A 17,886-nucleotide genomic window follows, 5' to 3' on the forward strand; every position below is an offset into this window, starting at 1 on the left:
CGGATGCGGGCCGCCCGCCGCGGTCACTTAAGACCATAAAGGCCAGAACTGGCATCGGCCCGCGTGCCCCCCATACGGTGGGGGAAACCGCCTGGATGTGCCACAATGCCGTGGCCGCGGTGGGAAGGAAATGTGATGAGAAATAAGATTCTCTCCGCCGCCCTGGGAATCGTGATCGTGGGGGTCTTTGCCGCGGCCGCGGTGGACGCCAGCGCCGCGGGCTCCACGGCCTCGGCCCGGAGCAAGCTCACGATCATGGCCCCGGCCGCCCCCGGAGGCGGATGGGACGGCTTTGGCCGCGAGGCCCAGCAGGGGCTGCGCCGGGCCGGCATCGTCAATAACGCGCAGGTCATTAACGTGCCCGGCGCGGGCGGCACGATTGGGCTGAGCAAGCTGGTCCAGATGGACGGGCGCGACGATATTCTGATGGTCACCGGGGCGGTCATGATCGGCGCAAGCGCGCTCTCCAAGACCCCCGAAACCCTCGCCGATAGCACGCCCATTGCCCGGCTCGCCGATGACTATAGCGTGCTCGTGGTGCCCGCCGCCTCGCCGTATCACTCGCTCCCCGAGTTCATCGAGGCCTGGCGGAAAAACCCCGGGGGTCACGCAATCGCGGGCGGCTCGCTCGGCAGCATCGACCACCTCCTCAGCGGCCTGCTCGGGCGCACCGTGGGTATCGAACCGCATACGGTGAATTATGTGGCCTATTCCGGCGGCGGCGAGGTGCTCGCCTCGATGCTCTCCAATACCGCGGCCGCGGGTATCTCGGGCTATAACGAATTCCGCGATCAGATCGAGGCCGGCACGCTGCGCGCCCTCGGCATCTCCTCCGCCGAACGCCTGGAGGGGGTAAACGTACCCACGTTTATCGAATCCGGCGTGGACGTGGAGATGTCCAATTGGCGCGGCTATGTGGCCCCGCCCGGCATCGGCGAGGAGGCCCGCGCCGAGCTCATAGCTATCGTCACCGAGCTGCACGGCACCTCCGAATGGCGCGATACCCTGCACCGCAATAACTGGAGCGATAGCTTCTCCACGGGCGAGGAATTTGACCGGTTCCTCCTGGAAGAGGATGCCCGCGTGCGCGGCCTGATCACGGAGCTCGGACTATGAGCGCCCCCACCACCCCGCGGCCCGTATCCCGCTGGCGCGGCCGCGAGGAACTGGTCATGGCCGGAATCGTTTTGGCCCTCGCGGCCGGCCTCGGCTATGGCACCCTCACGATGGAGGTACCCGAGGGTATCAGCACCCCGGGCCCACGCTTCTTCCCGACCATCATCACGGTGGGTCTGACCGTGCTCGGTATCCTGCTGGCGGTCAGCGTATTCCGCTCCCCGCGCAGCGAGGTGGGAGCCGGCGGCAGCGATGACGTGGAGATGAGCACCGACCTGCTGGAGGACCTGGGCGATATCGATACCACGTCCGAGATCCGCGTGATCAGCGAGGCCAACAGCGATAACGTGCCTCGAGCCGGCACCGATTGGAAAACCTTCCTCACAGTGCTGGGGGCGCTGATCGTGTTTATCCTGATCCTGGAACCGGTGGGCTGGATCTTCTCCGGCACCCTCCTGTTCTGGGTGATCTCGCGCGCCCTCGGCAGCCGCCGGCCGCTCTTTGACGTGGGCATCTCGCTCCTCGTCTCCTCCGCCATCCAGCTCGCGTTTTCAGCGGGGCTGGGCCTCACCCTGCCTTCCGGCATCCTGTCTGGAGTATTCCCATGGATCAGCTAGGTCACCTGCTTGACGGCTTTGGCGTGGCCCTCGCGCCCATCAACCTGCTCTGGCTCCTGATCGGTGCCGTCCTGGGCACCGCGGTGGGCGTGCTGCCCGGGCTGGGCTCGGCCATGGCCGTGGCCCTGCTGCTCCCGGTCACGTTCAGCCTGGACCCCACGGGCGCATTCATCATGTTTGCGAGCATCTATTTTGGCGGGCTCTTTGGCGATTCCACCGCCGGAATCCTGCTGAATACCCCCGGGAACTCCTCGGCCATCGCCACCACATTTGAGGGCCATCGGATGGCGCTCAGCGGACGCGCGGCCAAGGCCCTCGGAACCTCGGCCATCGGCGCGTTTATCGGCGGCATGATCGCCACCACCCTCGTGGTCTTTTTCAGCCCCTACCTGGTGCGCCTGGCCACGCTATTTGGGCCCGCCGAGTATTTTGCGCTCGCGGCCTTCGCGTTTATCGCGATCTCCTCGGTGGTGGCCGAATCGGTGCTGCGCGGCCTGATCGCGCTGGGCATCGGACTTGCGCTGGCGATGGTGGGAATCGACGGCCCCAGCGGCACCGCCCGCTTCACCCTGGGCCTGCCGCAGCTCTTTGACGGCATCTCGATCATCGTCATCACGGTGGGACTGCTTGCGCTCGGGGAGGTCCTGCATATTGCGTCGCGGATTCACCGCGGAGGCCTGGCCAAACAGATTTCCGCGAAGGGCTCGCCATTCCTGACGCTGCGCGAGTTCCGGCAGGCCCTGCCGGCGTTCCTGCGTGGTGCCTCGTTTGGTATTCCGTTTGGGGCGATCCCGGTGGGCGGCTCCGAGGTGCCCACATTCCTCGCCTATGGCACGGAAAAGAAGCTCGCGCAACGCCGCAAGGACCCCGATTTTGGGACGCGCGGGGCGATCCAGGGTGTGGCCGCCCCCGAGGCCGCCGGAAACGCCACGGCCGGCACGGCCATGGGCGCGCTGCTTGCGCTGGGCCTGCCCACCTCGGCCACGGCCGCGATGATGCTGGCCGCGTTCCAGCAATACGGCATGCAGCCCGGGCCGCTGCTCTTTGAGCGCAGCGCGGACCTGGTCTGGCCGCTGCTCGCGAGCCTCTTTGTAGGCCTGGTGATCCTGCTGGCCATCAACCTGCCCTTCGCGGCGGTCTGGGCGCGCCTGCTGCTGATCCCCAAGCACTATCTCTACGCCGGGATCACGCTCTTTGCGATGCTGGGTGTCTATGCGATTGCCTCCTCCCCGACCGATCTCTGGCTGGTGCTGGGCATCGGAGTGCTGGGCTTTATCATGCGCCGGTTTGCGGTGCCGCTCGCGCCCGTGCTGATCGCCGCGATCCTCGGCCCGCTCGCGGAGACGGAGCTGCGGCGCGCGCTCACGGTCTCGGAGGGAGACCTGGGGATCCTGATCGATTCCCCGATCACCATCACGCTCTACTCGCTGATGGCCGTGGCGATCCTGTTCACGCTTGTGCAGGCCGTGCGGCGGCGGGCCTCGCGCCGGAGCGTCGCCGCCTAGCGCACAACGGTGGGGTGCGTCCCGCGGGACGCACCCCACCGTTGGCGGCTACAGCAGCTCGCCGACCAGCACACCGATCTCGGTGATCCCCCGCTCGGAGGTATCAAACCAAAGGGTATCGGCATAGCGTTTAAACCAGCTCACCTGGCGGCGCGCATAGCGCCGGGTGAGCGCACGGGTCTCCTCGATCGCCGCGTCCCGCGTCAGCTCCCCGCGCAGCTCGCCGATGGCCTGGGCATAACCAATCGCGCGCCGCGCGGTGACCCCCTCGTCCACGCCGCGGGCCAAGAGATCGGAGACCTCGGCGAGAAGTCCCGCGTCCCACATCCGCTGCACGCGCGCATCCAACCGCTCCACCAGGACCTCGCGCGGGGCGGAGAGCCCAATCAGCAGGGTTGGCGTCCAATACTCCGGCTCCTCGGGGAGCATGCCGTTAAGCGGGGACCCGGTGAGCTCGGCCACCTCGAGGGCGCGCACGATCCGGCGGCCATTATGCGGGCCAATCTTCTCGGCGGCCTCGGCGCTGAGCGCGCGCAGCCGCTGAAAGAGCAGGCCGGGACCCGAGGCGGCCAGTTCGGCCTCGAGCCGCGCCCGGATGGCATCGTCCTGTCCGGGGAACTCAAAATCATAGAGCACGCTGGAAACGTAGAGGCCCGAACCGCCCACGAGGATCGGCCAGGCACCCCGGGCCAAAATCTCGGCGATGATCGCGCGGGCGGCGGGCTGAAAATGGGCCACCGCGGCGTCCTCGCTCACCTCCAGCGTGTCAAACATATGGTGCGGGAACTCGGAGCGCTCGGCGGCGGTGAGCTTGGCCGTGCCGATATCCATGCCGCGATAAAACTGCATCGCATCGGCGTTCACGATCTCCGCGCGCGCGCCACGCGCCGCCAGCACGCGAGCGATCTCCAGCGAGAGATCGCTCTTGCCCGTGCCGGTGGCGCCCACCACCGCGATCAGGCGCGGCGTGGGCTGTGCTGAGGCGGCCACCTAGCGCAGGTCGTCGTTGGTGTTATAGATCGGGACGGTGCCCACGCCGGGACCCGCCGAGGGCGGACCCACGCGCAGCGAGGGGAACCCGAGGTTTACCGGGCCACCCGCGGGGGCCGCGGAATCGCCGGGGGTCTCGGGGACGCCGCAGGACTCGGCCTGGTTGCGATCCCAGGCGTCGCCGGCGCGGGTGCGACGGATCTGCAACGGGGAGCCATCGGTGGAATCGGCGATCAGGTGGAACGGCGCGGCCTGGGTGATCGTGGCGGTCACGATGTCTCCGGGGCGGGGAATCTCGGAACCCTCGGGGACCTCGAAGTGGACGAGGCGCGAGTCCTCGGCGCGGCCCGACATGCGGTTGGTGGCGGCGTCCTTTTTGCCCTCGCCGGTGGCAACCAGCAGCTGCACCTCGCGGCCAATAAGCTTCTGGTTTTCCTCCCAGCAGATGCGGTCCTGCAGCTCGGCGAGGCGCTCGTAGCGGGCCTGCACGATCTCCTTGGGGATCTGGTTTTCCATCTCACCCGCGGGGGTTCCGGGGCGCACGGAGTACTGGAAGGTAAACGCCGTGGCAAAGCGCGAGGCCTCGACCACGCGCAGCGTGTCCTCGAAGTCCTCCTCGGTCTCGCCCGGGAAGCCCACGATGATATCGGTGGAGATGGCGGCGTGCGGGATTTTTTCGCGCACCTGGTCGAGGATGCCGAGGAATTTTTTACTGCGATAGGAGCGGCGCATCGCGCGCAGGATGGTATCGGAACCCGATTGCAGCGGCATGTGCAGCTGCGGCATCACATTGGGCAGCTCGGCCATCGCGTCGATCACATCGGTGGTGAACGCGGCGGGGTGCGGGCTCGTGAAGCGGATGCGCTCGAGGCCGTCGATTGCGGCCACGGCACGCAGCAGCTTGCTGAAGGCAAAACGATCGCCGAATTCCACGCCATAGCTGTTGACGTTCTGGCCGAGGAGGGTGACCTCGATTGCGCCATCGTCCACAAGGGCCTGTACCTCGGCGAGGATCTCGCCCGGGCGGCGGTCTTTTTCCTTGCCGCGCAGGGTGGGCACGATGCAGAACGTGCAGGTGTTATTGCAGCCGACCGAGATGGAGACCCAGCCGCTATAGCTGGAATCGCGCTTGGTGGGCAGCGTGGACGGGAAGGTTTCCAGGGAGTCGAGGATCTCAAGCTGGGCCTCGTCGTTATGACGCGCGCGCTCCAGCAGGCTCGGCAGCGAGCCCATGTTGTGGGTTCCGAAGACGACGTCCACCCACGGGGCCTTTTCCAGAATGACGTTTTTATCCTTCTGGGCGAGGCAGCCGCCCACGGCGATCTGCATGCCGGCGTGCTTCTTTTTTACCGTGGCCAGGTGGCCGAGGTTGCCGTAGAGCTTATTATCGGCATTTTCGCGCACCGCGCAGGTATTGATGACCACCACATCGGGCTGGGCACCGGCCGCGGGAACATAGCCCGCCGCCTCGAGGGAGCCGCTGAGGCGCTCGGAGTCGTGGACGTTCATCTGGCAGCCATACGTGCGCACCTCATAGGTGCGGCGACGACCGGCGTCATCGGTGGCGGCGACCGACGGTGCAATCACGGTGGGGGTGCTCACGGAAATGCTCATACCCCTATTCTACGAACCCCCCCGCTCCAAAAACGATTTCTCGCCGACAACGGCGGTCAAACGCCCAATATTTCGCGTATCCCGGCGATCATTCGGCGGCGCGTTGCCTGTCCGTGACCGCGACGGGCTCATGGGGGCGAACGCCACAAATAAGTCGGAGCGGGAGCACACCACCCACAGGCCCCGGAAGAAACACGCCATAAGCAAGCCAAGGTGGAGGCACACCATAAGCAGGCCTAAGGGAAAGCACACCATAAACGGGCTAAAACGGGACGGCGCACTCCACGAGCCACTCGAAGCGGAAGCACGCCATCAATAGGCCCCAACGTGAGCACACCACAAACAGGCCTGGGAGAGCGCAGCACGCCGCCCACAAGGCCATAGGCCACAGCGAGACCACACCAGAAACAGGCCACTGCGGGACCACACCACGAGCATGTCAAAGTGGGAGCACACCATAAACGGGCCCCAGAAGAAACACACCACTAATAAGCCCCAACGAGCGCACGCCAGCAACAGACCCGGGAGAGCGCGGCACGCCGCCAGAGGCCCCCGCAGGACCACACCGAAAACAGAGCTGCACGGGAACACGTCACGAGCAAACCGGAACAGGAGCACCCCGCGAGCAGACCGGGGTTGGAGCCCCCAATGAACAAGTCCGAACGGAAGCACACCACCAACAGACCCGGAAGAGCGCGGCACACCGCCCACAGGCCTCAGGCCCCAGGCCCCGCAGGACCACACCAAAAACGGAGCTGCACGGGCGAGGCCCGGGGTTGCCCGGACGCCCGGGCCCGCCGCAACGCCCCGGGCGTCGCGGCCCCCGGGGCGGACGGGGTGGGCCACCCCGGGGTGGCGGGGATTAGCGGAAGCGCACGCGGGAGCCGCGCGACGACATCGCCGCCTTGATGGCGCCGCGCACGATCTGGCCGTTATAGCCGCGGCGGGAGAGGAAACCGCTCAGGCGGCGATCCACGGTGGCATCGTCATAGGAGGAGAGCTGGCCGATGCGTTTAATGGCCAGCTCGGTGGCGGCGGCGAGTTCGTCGTCGTCCTCCACGCTGGAGAGCACCTCGGTGATGACCTCCTGCGGAATCTTCCGCTGCGCCATTTCCCGGGCGACAACCGTGCGGGACTTGCCCTTGCGATCGTAGAGGCTGTGTTTGATTTCCTCCGCGAGCACGGTGTCGTCAAGATAGCCCAGGTCGTCGAGGCGTTCGCGGGCCTGTTCGACCTGTTCCTCGTCGAGGCCCAGGTCGCGCGCCGCGGTCAGAACCTCGGCGCGGCTCAGGCCGCGGCGCGCGAGTCGGCGCACCAGCTGGTCGAGGGCCCATTCGGGGTCTACCGGCTCGGGCTCCTCCTCTTCCGGTTCGGGATCGTCGTATTCCACAAACGCCGGAAGCGCCGGCTCCTCGGGGACCGCCCCGAGGGCGGGAAACCGCGACACGGGGGCCAGGCCCGTGACCGGAGTCTCGGCGGCAATCACCGCCGCCCGCAACGGGCGCGCGGTCTCTGCCTCGGCCTCGGGCCGCCCGGATACCGCGGGCGATGCGGACTCCGTGGGAGGGGCCTCCGCCGCGGCCGCGACGGGAGCGGGGTGCGTATTAAGCGCCCGCAGCCTCGGGCGTGTGGCCTCGGCGGGTGCGTCGATCGGGGCGGCCTCGGGCGCGGACTCGGCACCGGCGGGAGAATCTCCGGACTCTGCCCGGGATGCCCAGCGCGCGGCCAGTGAGATCACCGGGGCGAGCGTTTCCGCGGGGGCGGCGGGCCCGGTGCCGCGCGCGGACTCGGCGGTACTGCCCACACCCGACCGCGTCTCGGCGGCATCGGATGCGGCGCTATCGGCTGATACGGATGCGGCACGCGGCGCGGCGCGGCGGGCGGAACCCGAACGCGCGGAAACCGGCTCGGAACCAACTGGCTCGGAACCGACACGCTCAGAACCCGCCGGATCGAAACCGACCGCCCCAGCATCAACCGGCCCAGAGCCAACAGCCTCGGAATCGGCAGGCCCAAAACCGACCGGCCCAGAACTCACAGGTCCAGAGCTCACGGGCCCGGCTCCTGCGTGCGGGGCACCGGCCAGCTCGGAACCAATCGGCCCGGCACCCGGCCGCGCGGAGCCCGCGGGCCCAAACCCCGCGGCCCCAGCGTTTAAAGCTTCCCCGCCCCTGGACTCCCCCGCCGGGTCATCCGTGAGCGAGTCATCCGTCGAGGAGGCGGGCTCATCCTCAAAGATCGGGCCCGGGGCGCGCGCGGCGGCGCGACCCCAGGGGGTGGAGCCCGCCGCGGAACCGTTGCCGGTTCCGGGAAAGCCCCACCCCGCGGAGGAGGTAGGTGCCGATTCCTCGGCCTGGTCCGGCTCGGAGCCGGAGCCCTCGTCTACGAAGCGAACCACGGTGAGCTACGCCCCGCGCTTCAGCGCGGGAGCCTTCGCGGCGGCCTTGGCCGGGGCCGCGGGGGCCTCGGCGGGCGCGCCCTCGGCGGCCTTCGCGGCCGCGGCGGCCTCGGCGTCTGCCTTGGCCTTGGCGGCGGCACCCACGGCGCCGATGCCCAGCTTGGCAAGAAGCTTATTCTCGATCTCAAGCGCCACATCGGTGTTTTTCAGCAGGAAGTTACGGGAGTTTTCCTTACCCTGGCCCAGCTGCTCGCCGTCGTAGGTATACCAGGAACCCGACTTCTTCACGATGCCGTGGTCAACACCAAAGTCGATCAGGCTGCCCTCGCGGGAGATACCCACACCGTAGAGGATGTCAAACTCGGCCTGCTTAAAGGGCGGGGCCATCTTATTTTTTACAACCTTCACGCGGGTGCGGTTACCCACCGCATCGGTGCCATCCTTGAGGGTTTCGATGCGTCGGATATCCAGACGAACCGAGGCATAAAACTTCAGGGCCTTACCACCCGAGGTGGTCTCGGGGCTTCCGAAGAACACACCGATCTTTTCACGCAGCTGGTTGATGAAGATCATGCTGGTTTTGGTCTGGTTGAGGCCACCCGTGATCTTTCGCAGGGCCTGCGACATCAGGCGGGCCTGGAGACCCACGTGCGAGTCACCCATCTCGCCCTCGATCTCGGCGCGGGGCACCAGCGCGGCCACGGAGTCGATGACGATGAGGTCAATGGAGCCGGAGCGGATCAGCATATCGGCGATTTCCAGCGCCTGCTCTCCGGTATCGGGCTGCGAGACCAGGAGCGAGTCGATGTCTACACCCAGCTTCTTGGCGTACTCGGGGTCGAGGGCGTGCTCGGCGTCGATGAACGCGGCGATGCCACCCAGCTTCTGGGCATTGGCAATGGCGTGCAGCGTGAGGGTGGTTTTACCGGAGGACTCGGGGCCGTAGATCTCGATGATGCGGCCACGCGGAAGCCCACCAATGCCGAGCGCAACATCCAGGGCAATCGACCCGGTGGGGATGACCTCCACGGGGGCACGCTCGTCACTTCCGAGGCGCATAACCGAGCCCTTACCGAACTGGCGGTCAATCTGGGCGAGGGCGGTTTCGAGGGCCTTTTCGCGGTCCGTGGGAGAAGCCATGATGTTAACTCTTTTCTGCTCGGAAGTGGGTTGCGCCTGCATACTGTCTCGCAGCGGAGGCTGCGCCGACAAGGCTAGAGAACCGATGTATCTCGTGATTTCGACACTACGAGCAGCCACCGACATTGCGGCGGAATCCGCTCCCACTGTGGAAAACTTCGAGGACTCGATCTCCTGTGTAGGAGCATACGCGTATCCGAATGAATGTTCGACTGGGCGGCGCGGCGTGTCGAAGATGATTTCGCCTCCGGGTGCGGCCATCCGCTCCGCCGCCGGCGCGGGCCCGGCCCGCGCGCAGGCCCGGGGCCGGCGGCTAACCCGCGCCCCGTGCGCAAACGCCCGCCTATTTACGCGGCGGCGGCAGCCCCACACCATAGCGCCGCTCGGGCGGAACATCGGTTTCCTCACAGAGCGCAAGCCAGACATCCCGCGGCGCGATTCCCGCGGCCAGGGCCTCCTCGGCGGTTTTCCCGCCCAGCACCCGCAGCACAAGGTCACGCGTCACGACGGCCCCATAGCCCTCGCCAAATTCATCCGTCACGGCCCGGCGCATCTCACTGAGTTTCACGCGTCTAGCCTAACCACTCCCGCCGACGCCCTCCGCCCGCGGGCACATAAAAACGGCCCCTCATTTCTGAGAGGCCGTTTTTCCGGGGTAAAACACCATCCCGGTGAGATTATCGGGCTACGGACTAGCGAATGGCCAGTTCCGCGGCGATGTCTGCGGTGAAGCTCTCGGGCACGGTATCGGGGATCGGATCGATGCCCTCGAGGATTGCCAGGCGGTCGCCCACCTCGCGCATGATGACCGAAATCGGCGTGTCCAGTGCGTCGGCTACCGAGGCGAGAATCTCGCTGGATGCCTCTTTCTGGCCCCGCTCGACCTCGCTCAAATAGCCCAGTGCCACACTGGCCTTGCCGGCTACCTGGCGGAGGGTGCGCCCCTTCTGCAGGCGGAAGTCACGAAGAACGTCGCCGATCTCTTGACGTACGAGTACCATTTGACCCTCCCTTTCTGCTGCTCGGTTCTTAGATCATTGTAGACCGAGGGATGACTCAGATTACTATACGCATCCCTGAGAAAATGCCTTATGAAATAAAACCGACATCTGATGTTGTATCACTATCTCCAACGGGTACCCCCTCCCGGGTATTCCCCGCTGTCGGGTATTTCTCAGCTTCGCGGGAATGTGGCGAGTTCCGCGGCCTCGCTCGCGATCTCCGCGAGCGCCGCCGCCACGGTATCCGCCCGGATCCGGCCGCGATCCCCCGCCAGTTTTAGCGCCACACAACGCTCGCCCCGCGCGCTCGAAATGCCCAGGTAGACGGTGCCAGCACCCTGCCCCGTGGCCGGGTCGGGATCGGGGCCCGCGACACCGGTGGTGGCGATGCCGATCGCCGGCTCGCCCACCCCAAGCGCACACGCCCGGCGCACACCGCGCGCCATCTGCCGGGCCACCTCGGGATGCACGGGGCCGCTGCGCGCAAGCAGCGCGCCCTCCACCCCGAGAAGCGACTCCTTCAGCCCGGTGTCATAGGCGATAATTCCCCCGCGCACCACGGCCGAGGCCCCGGGCACGTCGATCAGCGTGGCCGCCAGCAGGCCGCCCGTGAGCGATTCCGCCGTGGCCACGGTGAGGCCCGCGCGCGCGAGATCCCGCAGCAGCTCGGCGGCCGCACTCATTTCCGGCTGCCCCGCACCGCGGTGATCACATAGTCGATGCCGCTGGCCACGGTCAGCAGCACGGCGATGGTCATGGTGGCGGTATTCACCCAGTGAATCCACTCGCCCACAACCGTCCAGAGCGGCAGCAGTGCCAGCGAGATCGCGACCGACTGCGCGACCGTTTTCAGCTTGCCCATCCAGGCGGCGGCCACCACATGATCGTTGACCACGATCATCCGGTGCACCGTGATGCCCACCTCGCGCACCAGCACGATGATGGTGACCCACCACGGCAGCTCGCCCAGGATCGACAGCGCCACGAGTGCGCCGCCGGTGAGGATTTTATCGGCAATGGGATCCAGCAGCTTGCCCAGATCCGTGACCGTACCCGTGCGGCGGGCGATCGCGCCGTCGATGCCATCGGTGGCAATCGCCACGATAAAGAGGACGGCCGCGGCCCAGCGCAGCGGGCCATCGGCGCCGTCATCCGCGAGCAGCCACCAGATAAACAGCGGGGCGAGCAGGATGCGCACCACGGTGATGGCATTGGGAATATTCCAGTTTGACGGGCGTACCGCCGGGGTGGGTGTGGTCACGGTTTTAGTCTCGTCCTGTCAGTCCCCAGGCGTCTTCGTCGCCCTCGTCATCGCCGTTTATGTGTTCATAGCCATCGAATTGGGACTCGACGGGATCACCGGCATATCGATCGTAGTCTGCCGGGGCCGGGTCGGGGTGCGCCATCCACTCGGGTTCGGCCGCGGCCTTCCCCGCCTCCTCGGGCTCGCCCAGGCTCAGCGGCGGGGCAATCGGCAGCGGCGGGCGCTCGGGAACCACGGGCGCGGGGGCGGCGGGCTCGGCGGGGCGCGGCGCGGCCTCGGCCGCGGGGGCCGGGGCGCTGGCGATATCGCCGCGCAGCATCGCGATTGTGGTGGGGAGCTGTTCGGCGGTGACCAGCACATCGCGGGCCTTTGAGCCCTCGGAGGGGCCCACGATATCGCGGGACTCCATCAGGTCCATCAGGCGGCCGGCCTTGGCAAAGCCCACCCGGAGCTTGCGCTGCAGCATCGAGGTGGAGCCAAACTGGGTACCCACCACCAGCGTGACGGCCTCACAGAGAAGCTCAAGATCGTCGCCGATATCGGCGTCAACCTCCTTCTTCTCGATCACGGCCTCGACGTCCTTGCGATACTCGGGGCGCGCCTGGGCCGTGACGTGCTGCACGACCTTTTCGATCTCGTCCTCGTTCACCCAGGCACCCTGCACGCGGATGGACTTCGAGGCCCCCATCGGCAGGAACAGGGCATCACCCTGGCCGATGAGCTTATCGGCACCGGGCTGGTCGAGGATCACGCGGGAATCGGTGACGCTCGTGACGGCAAAGGCCAGGCGCGAGGGCACATTGGCCTTAATCAGGCCCGTGACCACGTCCACCGAGGGGCGCTGGGTGGCCAGCACGAGGTGGATTCCCGAGGCACGCGCGAGCTGCGTGATGCGCACGATGGAGTCCTCCACATCGCGCGGGGCCACCATCATCAGGTCGGCCAGCTCGTCCACCACCACCAGCAGATAGGGATAGGGCTTCAGGACGCGCTCGGAGCCGGCGGGCAGCACCATCTCCCCCGCGATAACAGCGCGGTTGAAGTCGTCGATATGGCGGAAGCCGAAGCTCGCCAGATCGTCGTAGCGCATGTCCATTTCCTTCACGACCCACTGCAGCGCCTCGGCCGCCTTCTTGGCGTTTGTGATGATGGGGGTGATCAGGTGCGGGATACCGGCATAGGGTGCCAGCTCCACGCGCTTGGGGTCGATCAGGACCATGCGCACCTCCTGCGGGGTGGCGCGCATCAGGAGGCTCGTGATCATCGAGTTCACAAAGCTGGACTTACCCGAACCGGTGGAACCGGCCACAAGCAGGTGGGGCATCTTGGCAAGATTGGCCACCACAAAACCGCCGCCGACGTCCTTACCCACGCCGATGGTCATCGGGTGGGTGGCCTTGGTATTGGCGGCGGAGCGCAGCACATCGCCGAGCGAGACGATTTCGCGGTCGCTATTGGGGATCTCCACACCAATCGCGGACTTACCCGGAATCGGGGCAAGGATGCGCACCTCATTGGAGGCCACCGAATAGGCGATGTTATTTTGCAGGGCCGTGATGCGCTCCACCTTCACACCCGGGCCCACCTCGATCTCGTACTGGGTCACGGTGGGGCCGCGGCTAAAGCCGGTCACGGTGGCATCCACCTTAAACTGCGTAAATACCTCGGTGATGGCGGCGACGATTTCGTCATTGGCCGCCGAGCGCGCCTTGGGTGGGGTACCCGCCGAGAGCGTGCTGGTGGAGGGCAGGCGATACGGGTGATCCGCGGGCTCGGGGATGCCCCCGCGCGCGAGTTCGGCCGTGGTGCTGCCGTCGCGCAGGCCCAACGAGGATAGCTCGGGGAGCACCTCGGTCTGGTCCTCCGCGGAGTCCTCGTGCAGGCCACTGATGTCTCCCGCGGGGGCGTATCCGCCCAGCGCGGCCTCGGCCGCGGCGAGGTGTTCGATGGCCGCGGTGGCCCCCGCGGCGGCGGCCGCCTCGGTCTCCAGGGCGCTATCAAAGCCGCCGCGCGGGGCATCGCCAAGCAGCTCGGTGAGCGCCTCGGAGGCCGCGGGCGACTCAAATTCGGGGGCCTCCTCGCGGCGCGAGTTATTCCGACGCCACCACGGCAGCGCCGCGGGATCGGCCTCCAGCTCGTCCAGGCCCTCCAGCTCGGAGGCGCTTGCGGCCTCCTCGGGCTCCGCGCGGCGGCCGCGGCGCGGCACGGCGGCGGGCGCGGTGCCGTCCTCCTCGGCCGCGGCCTCCTCGGCCGAGAGCTGGGCGCCAAAGAGCCACTCATAGAGCTCACGCAGGCGCGAACCGATCCGGTTCGGCGGGGTCTTGGTGATGATCAGCAGGCTCAGGGCCAGGAGCAGCGAGAGGATGATTCCCGAGCCGATTTTGGTGAGCAGGAACGTGAGCGGGCCGCCCACCATCCAGCCGATCAGCCCGCCGGCCTCGGCCAGCGCGGGCAGGCCTTGGGAGGGATCGGGCAGGGAGGAGAAGGTATGGCACAGGCCCGTCACCGCGATGGTGGCGAGGGACACACCAATTCCGATGCGCCCGTTATCGTGAATCGAGCTGGGATTGCGGAAGAGCCACAGCGCCAGCAGCGTGAGGATCACGGGCATCGCAAAGGCGAGGCGGCCAAAGAGGCCACCAAAGCTCCAGCTATTAAGATTTTGGGCCACGTCGTTATTCACGCCGAACCACACCACAACCGCGCCGATCACGGCGAGCAGGAACAGCAGGAACGGCACACCGTCGCGGCGCTGCTCACGCTCGAGCTTTTCGTCGCCAAACGCGCGGAACGCACCACCCACCAGGTGGGCCACCGCCATCCAGGCCACCACCAGCGGATTGCGGGCACCCTCCTCGCGGAACGCCACGGTGGGCTGATCGCCGGACTTGGCGGCGCGCGTGGGAGTTTTTTTGGTCGCGGGCAGTTTTTGGGTGGCCGCGGTGGGGGTTTTGGCCGGCGATTTTTTGGCGGCACCCGCCCCGCTCGCGCGCGTGGACGAGGTCGCCGGGGACGCCTTCTTGCGCGGACCGCTGGGTGTAGAACGTGTAGCCATGCCCCTACGCTACTTGTCTCTACCGACTCTTGCCGGGATCGACGCGGATTTACGCGGAATCTGGCGCGTCGCGCGGGGGTGTTGCGCGGGGGTGTTGCGCGCCAAAAAAATGGCCCCGCCGCGCCCCCGAGGGAACGCGGCGGGGCCGGGTATACGCACGTTAGAAGCGGATCGCGTCGATCACCTTCACGCGCGTAGCGATCAGTGCCGGAATCAGTCCGGCCAGCGCGCCCACGATCGTGGCGGCCACCAGCCCAATCACCGCGGCATTCACCGGGAATGCCGGGGCACCGCGGCCGGTGATGCCGCCGTTAAAGACCTCGTATACCGCGGGGATGCGCATGATCAATACCGCGATCATGACACCCACGATTCCCGCGACCACCGTGGCCACCACGCTCTCCATCATGACCGAGAAAAAGACCCGGCCCGAGCTGGCCCCAAAGCTGCGGCGCACCCCGATCTCCCGGATGCGCTGACGCACCGAGACGATGGCGATATTGACCAGGCCCAGCGCACCCAGGACCAGGATGATCGAGCCGATCCCCAGCGAGAGCAGCCGGAACATCTCGCTCGGGTCCTGGCCGGGGCCGTAGTCGCCCTGGCGATTGCTCTGGAATTGCAGCGAGGTGCCGCGATCCGCGGCTGCCTTCAGGGACTGCTCAAAGCGCTGCATCAGCGCCTGGTCCAGGTCGGCGGGAATCCACATCTCCATGCTGCTATTGCCCTGGGCATCCGGCAGGAACGGCTCGGGGGCCACGGCACGATAGGAGGCGTTGAGGATATACGCCTCGGGCGACATTCCCTCCCAGTTTTGTCCCTCATAGACGCCGATCACCACGAGGCGGGCGTTATCCAGGTGGGGGCTCACCACGGTGGGGTGGGTGCGCAGATCGGGCTCGCCCATCTCCTCCCAGAACTTCTTGCTCACCACGATCGCGGGCGCAAGCCGTTCGCTGTCTCCCGGGGCAAACCACGAGCCCTCCAGCAGGCGCACGTGGCGCAGCAGGCCGTAGCTCTGGTCCACGATTTTAAACTGCGAATCCACCGAGCCGTGCGGGAAGCGCACGGGGCCGTAGTCCATCGACTCGCGCGTGGCATAGGTGATATCGGAGCGCTCCATCATGTCAAACCACGCCGATTCGAGGCGCTCGATCTGATCCACCGAGAGCTGGGACTGCTCCGACATCGCGCGCACCGAGAGCGTCACGGGACGCCCGTTGTACTGCTCGATCTGCTCGGTCACGGTGCGCTCGGTGATATCGGCCACCGCCATCGACACGGAGAGGGCACATACGGCGGCGGCCACTCCCACGAGGGCCAGCAGGACCCGGCCGCGGTGTACGCGGACCTCCTGCCAGGCATCGGAGATCGCGCCGATGAAACCGGTCAGTGCGCCGTTCATGCGCGCACCTCCGCGGTCTCGGGGCGCAGGACACCCTTTTCCAGCAGGAAGTGGCGATCGCTGCGCTCGGCGATGGCCGCGTCATGCGTGATCGTCACGAGCGCGGCGCCGTCCTGTTCCACAACCTCGTCCATCAGGTCCATCACGGTCTGGCCCGTTTCCAGGTCCAGTGCACCCGTGGGCTCATCGGCCAGGATCAGGCGCGGTGTGCGCACGAGCGCGCGGGCAATGGCCACGCGCTGCTGCTCACCGCCCGAAAGGCTATTGGGCATCGAGCCCAGGCGGTGGCCCAGGCCCACGCGCTCCAGCATCCGGGTGGCGATTATGCGGCGGCGCCAGAACTCGCTGCCGGTGCTATACATCAGCGGCATCATGACGTTTTCGAGTGCCGTGCGGCCGTCCAGCAGGTTGAACTGCTGGAAGACAAAGCCCACGTTATTTCCGCGCAGGCGGTCGCGCTTGCGCGTGGAGAGCGCCGAAACATCGCCCTCGTCAAAATAGAGCGAACCCGTGGTGGGGTTATCCAGCAGCCCCAGAATATTCAGCAGGGTGGATTTACCGGAGCCCGAGCGGCCCACGATGGACACCCGCTCCCCCGCATCCACGCTGATGCTCACATCCGACAGAATCGTGAGTGATTCATCGTCGGGGAGCCTCACCGTGCGGGTTACCCCCTCGAGGTGAAGAAGCACCATTATCCCTCTTCACCGCAGATGATCTCGCCGTTGGGCTGTTCCACACAGTCATTGCCCGGGCCGCCGTTGGTGGGGTCCTCCACGGGGATGAACTCCAGCACCTCATCTCCCTCGACCAGGCCCTCGGTGATCTGCACGAGCGAACCATCGTTGAGGCCCAGCGATACGGGGCGCTCCTCGCTGATGCCCTCGGCGTTCATGACCCAGACCGAACCCGACTGCGAGCTTCCCTTTACGGCGGTCACGGGGAGGACCAGCACGTTTTCGGCGCTTCCTCCGGGCAGCACAAGCTTGCCCGAGAGGCCACCAAATACGCGCACATCGGCGGGTACCGCGCAGCGCACCTGCGGGCCGTTGCCGGCCGCCGGGGCGCCGGGGTTGGACTCATCGCCGCCCGGGGCGGCCCCGGCCAGCGGGGCGGTGATCGTGAGACCCGTGCACGTAAACTCGGCGGGGCCACCCACCACGGAGACGCGCGCCTCGGTGGGCTGGGTGGCGAGGCGGAACTGCTGGGCCGGGTCGATCGTGGCGGTCACCGAGAAGGTGGGCGGCGCGATCTGGGCCACGGTATCGCCCACGGCCACGGCCTGGCCCACGATCAGCGGCAGCGCGCTGATGATGCCGGCCTCGGGCGCAACCACCTGCGAATAGCGGTATTTGGCCTTGGGTGCGGTGGTGGTGGTATTGCCCTCGGCATCGGTGCGCACGATGGGCTCCTGCTCGATCTCCTGGCGGATGGTGGCCAGCACGGCACCCTTGGCCACGGTGGCGCCCTGGGCCACGGAGAGCTCGCCCACCTCGCCGATCATGCCGGCGCGGGCCGGAACGGCCGGGTCCGCGACCACGGTGCTGCCGAGGCTGATCTCGTTCACGATCGAGCCCACGCTCACCGCGACCACCTGGTCATCGGCGTTTCCGGTGGGAAGCGGCAGTGCTCCCTCCGATTCCGTACTCGGAAAAAAAGCCAGCTTCACGAGCGCCACGGCGATGGCCGCAAACACAAAAATTCTGAGGCTCGGAAAAATCCAGCGCCGCCATACACCCACGTTTACCCCTTTATAAATATGAAAGAATCAACCTTCAGAG

15 protein-coding genes are annotated in these 17,886 nt (G+C 67.0%); 3 read left to right on the plus strand and 12 right to left on the minus strand.

The window, feature by feature from the left end:
- Positions 1–135: 135 nt before the first annotated feature.
- From KXZ72_RS04850 to KXZ72_RS04860, 3 genes are read left to right on the plus strand one after another with little or no spacing between them, the layout of a single operon-like run.
- Positions 136–1,116: a Bug family tripartite tricarboxylate transporter substrate binding protein gene (locus KXZ72_RS04850; protein ID WP_226082608.1), complete on the plus strand. Its 981-nt coding sequence runs from the start codon at positions 136–138 to the stop codon at positions 1,114–1,116.
- Positions 1,113–1,733 (plus strand): tripartite tricarboxylate transporter TctB family protein, encoded by a 621-nt coding sequence (locus tag KXZ72_RS04855; protein WP_226082609.1) that lies wholly within the window; start codon positions 1,113–1,115, stop codon positions 1,731–1,733. Before KXZ72_RS04850 ends, KXZ72_RS04855 begins: the two co-directional genes overlap by 4 nt.
- Positions 1,721–3,238 (plus strand): tripartite tricarboxylate transporter permease, encoded by a 1,518-nt coding sequence (locus tag KXZ72_RS04860; protein ID WP_226082610.1) that lies wholly within the window; start codon positions 1,721–1,723, stop codon positions 3,236–3,238. The genes KXZ72_RS04855 and KXZ72_RS04860 overlap by 13 nt, the downstream gene beginning before the upstream one ends.
- A gap of 48 nt (positions 3,239–3,286) precedes the next feature.
- Here the strand turns inward: KXZ72_RS04860 and miaA are convergent, their stop codons facing one another.
- The 12 genes from miaA to KXZ72_RS04920 all read right to left on the minus strand — a co-directional run bounded on the left by miaA (position 3,287) and on the right by KXZ72_RS04920 (position 17,801).
- Positions 3,287–4,228: a tRNA (adenosine(37)-N6)-dimethylallyltransferase MiaA gene (gene miaA / locus KXZ72_RS04865; RefSeq protein WP_226082611.1), complete on the minus strand. Its 942-nt coding sequence runs from the start codon at positions 4,226–4,228 to the stop codon at positions 3,287–3,289.
- Positions 4,229–5,842 (minus strand): tRNA (N6-isopentenyl adenosine(37)-C2)-methylthiotransferase MiaB, encoded by a 1,614-nt coding sequence (gene miaB, locus KXZ72_RS04870; RefSeq protein ID WP_226082612.1) that lies wholly within the window; start codon positions 5,840–5,842, stop codon positions 4,229–4,231.
- A gap of 862 nt (positions 5,843–6,704) precedes the next feature.
- Positions 6,705–7,646 carry a regulatory protein RecX gene (locus KXZ72_RS04875; RefSeq protein WP_226082613.1) on the minus strand — a complete coding sequence of 314 codons (942 nt, stop codon included), beginning with the start codon at positions 7,644–7,646 and terminating at the stop codon, positions 6,705–6,707.
- Positions 7,647–8,246: 600 nt separating this feature from the next.
- Positions 8,247–9,380, minus strand: a complete 1,134-nt coding sequence (gene recA, locus KXZ72_RS04880) for a recombinase RecA (protein ID WP_226082614.1) — start codon at positions 9,378–9,380, stop codon at positions 8,247–8,249.
- Between the two features lie 343 nt (positions 9,381–9,723).
- Positions 9,724–9,948 carry a DUF3046 domain-containing protein gene (locus tag KXZ72_RS04885; RefSeq protein ID WP_226082615.1) on the minus strand — a complete coding sequence of 75 codons (225 nt, stop codon included), beginning with the start codon at positions 9,946–9,948 and terminating at the stop codon, positions 9,724–9,726.
- Between the two features lie 124 nt (positions 9,949–10,072).
- Positions 10,073–10,381 (minus strand): helix-turn-helix domain-containing protein, encoded by a 309-nt coding sequence (locus tag KXZ72_RS04890; RefSeq protein ID WP_226082616.1) that lies wholly within the window; start codon positions 10,379–10,381, stop codon positions 10,073–10,075.
- A 173-nt stretch (positions 10,382–10,554) separates the two neighbouring features.
- On the minus strand, positions 10,555–11,064 hold the full coding sequence (locus KXZ72_RS04895; protein ID WP_226082617.1) for a CinA family protein: 510 nt from the start codon (positions 11,062–11,064) through the stop codon (positions 10,555–10,557).
- Positions 11,061–11,642 carry a CDP-diacylglycerol--glycerol-3-phosphate 3-phosphatidyltransferase gene (gene pgsA / locus KXZ72_RS04900; RefSeq protein WP_226082618.1) on the minus strand — a complete coding sequence of 194 codons (582 nt, stop codon included), beginning with the start codon at positions 11,640–11,642 and terminating at the stop codon, positions 11,061–11,063. Before pgsA ends, KXZ72_RS04895 begins: the two co-directional genes overlap by 4 nt.
- 4 nt (positions 11,643–11,646) lie before the next feature.
- Positions 11,647–14,700, minus strand: coding sequence for an FtsK/SpoIIIE family DNA translocase (locus KXZ72_RS04905; RefSeq protein WP_226082619.1), 3,054 nt, complete (start codon positions 14,698–14,700; stop codon positions 11,647–11,649).
- 160 nt (positions 14,701–14,860) lie between these two features.
- On the minus strand, positions 14,861–16,105 hold the full coding sequence (locus KXZ72_RS04910; RefSeq protein ID WP_226082620.1) for an ABC transporter permease: 1,245 nt from the start codon (positions 16,103–16,105) through the stop codon (positions 14,861–14,863).
- Positions 16,102–16,800, minus strand: a complete 699-nt coding sequence (locus tag KXZ72_RS04915; protein WP_226082621.1) for an ABC transporter ATP-binding protein — start codon at positions 16,798–16,800, stop codon at positions 16,102–16,104. Before KXZ72_RS04915 ends, KXZ72_RS04910 begins: the two co-directional genes overlap by 4 nt.
- Positions 16,800–17,801 carry an efflux RND transporter periplasmic adaptor subunit gene (locus KXZ72_RS04920; protein WP_226082622.1) on the minus strand — a complete coding sequence of 334 codons (1,002 nt, stop codon included), beginning with the start codon at positions 17,799–17,801 and terminating at the stop codon, positions 16,800–16,802. Before KXZ72_RS04920 ends, KXZ72_RS04915 begins: the two co-directional genes overlap by 1 nt.
- Positions 17,802–17,886 lie beyond the last annotated feature (85 nt).

Source organism: Mycetocola spongiae (assembly GCF_020424085.1).
GTDB lineage: Bacteria > Actinomycetota > Actinomycetes > Actinomycetales > Microbacteriaceae > Mycetocola > Mycetocola spongiae.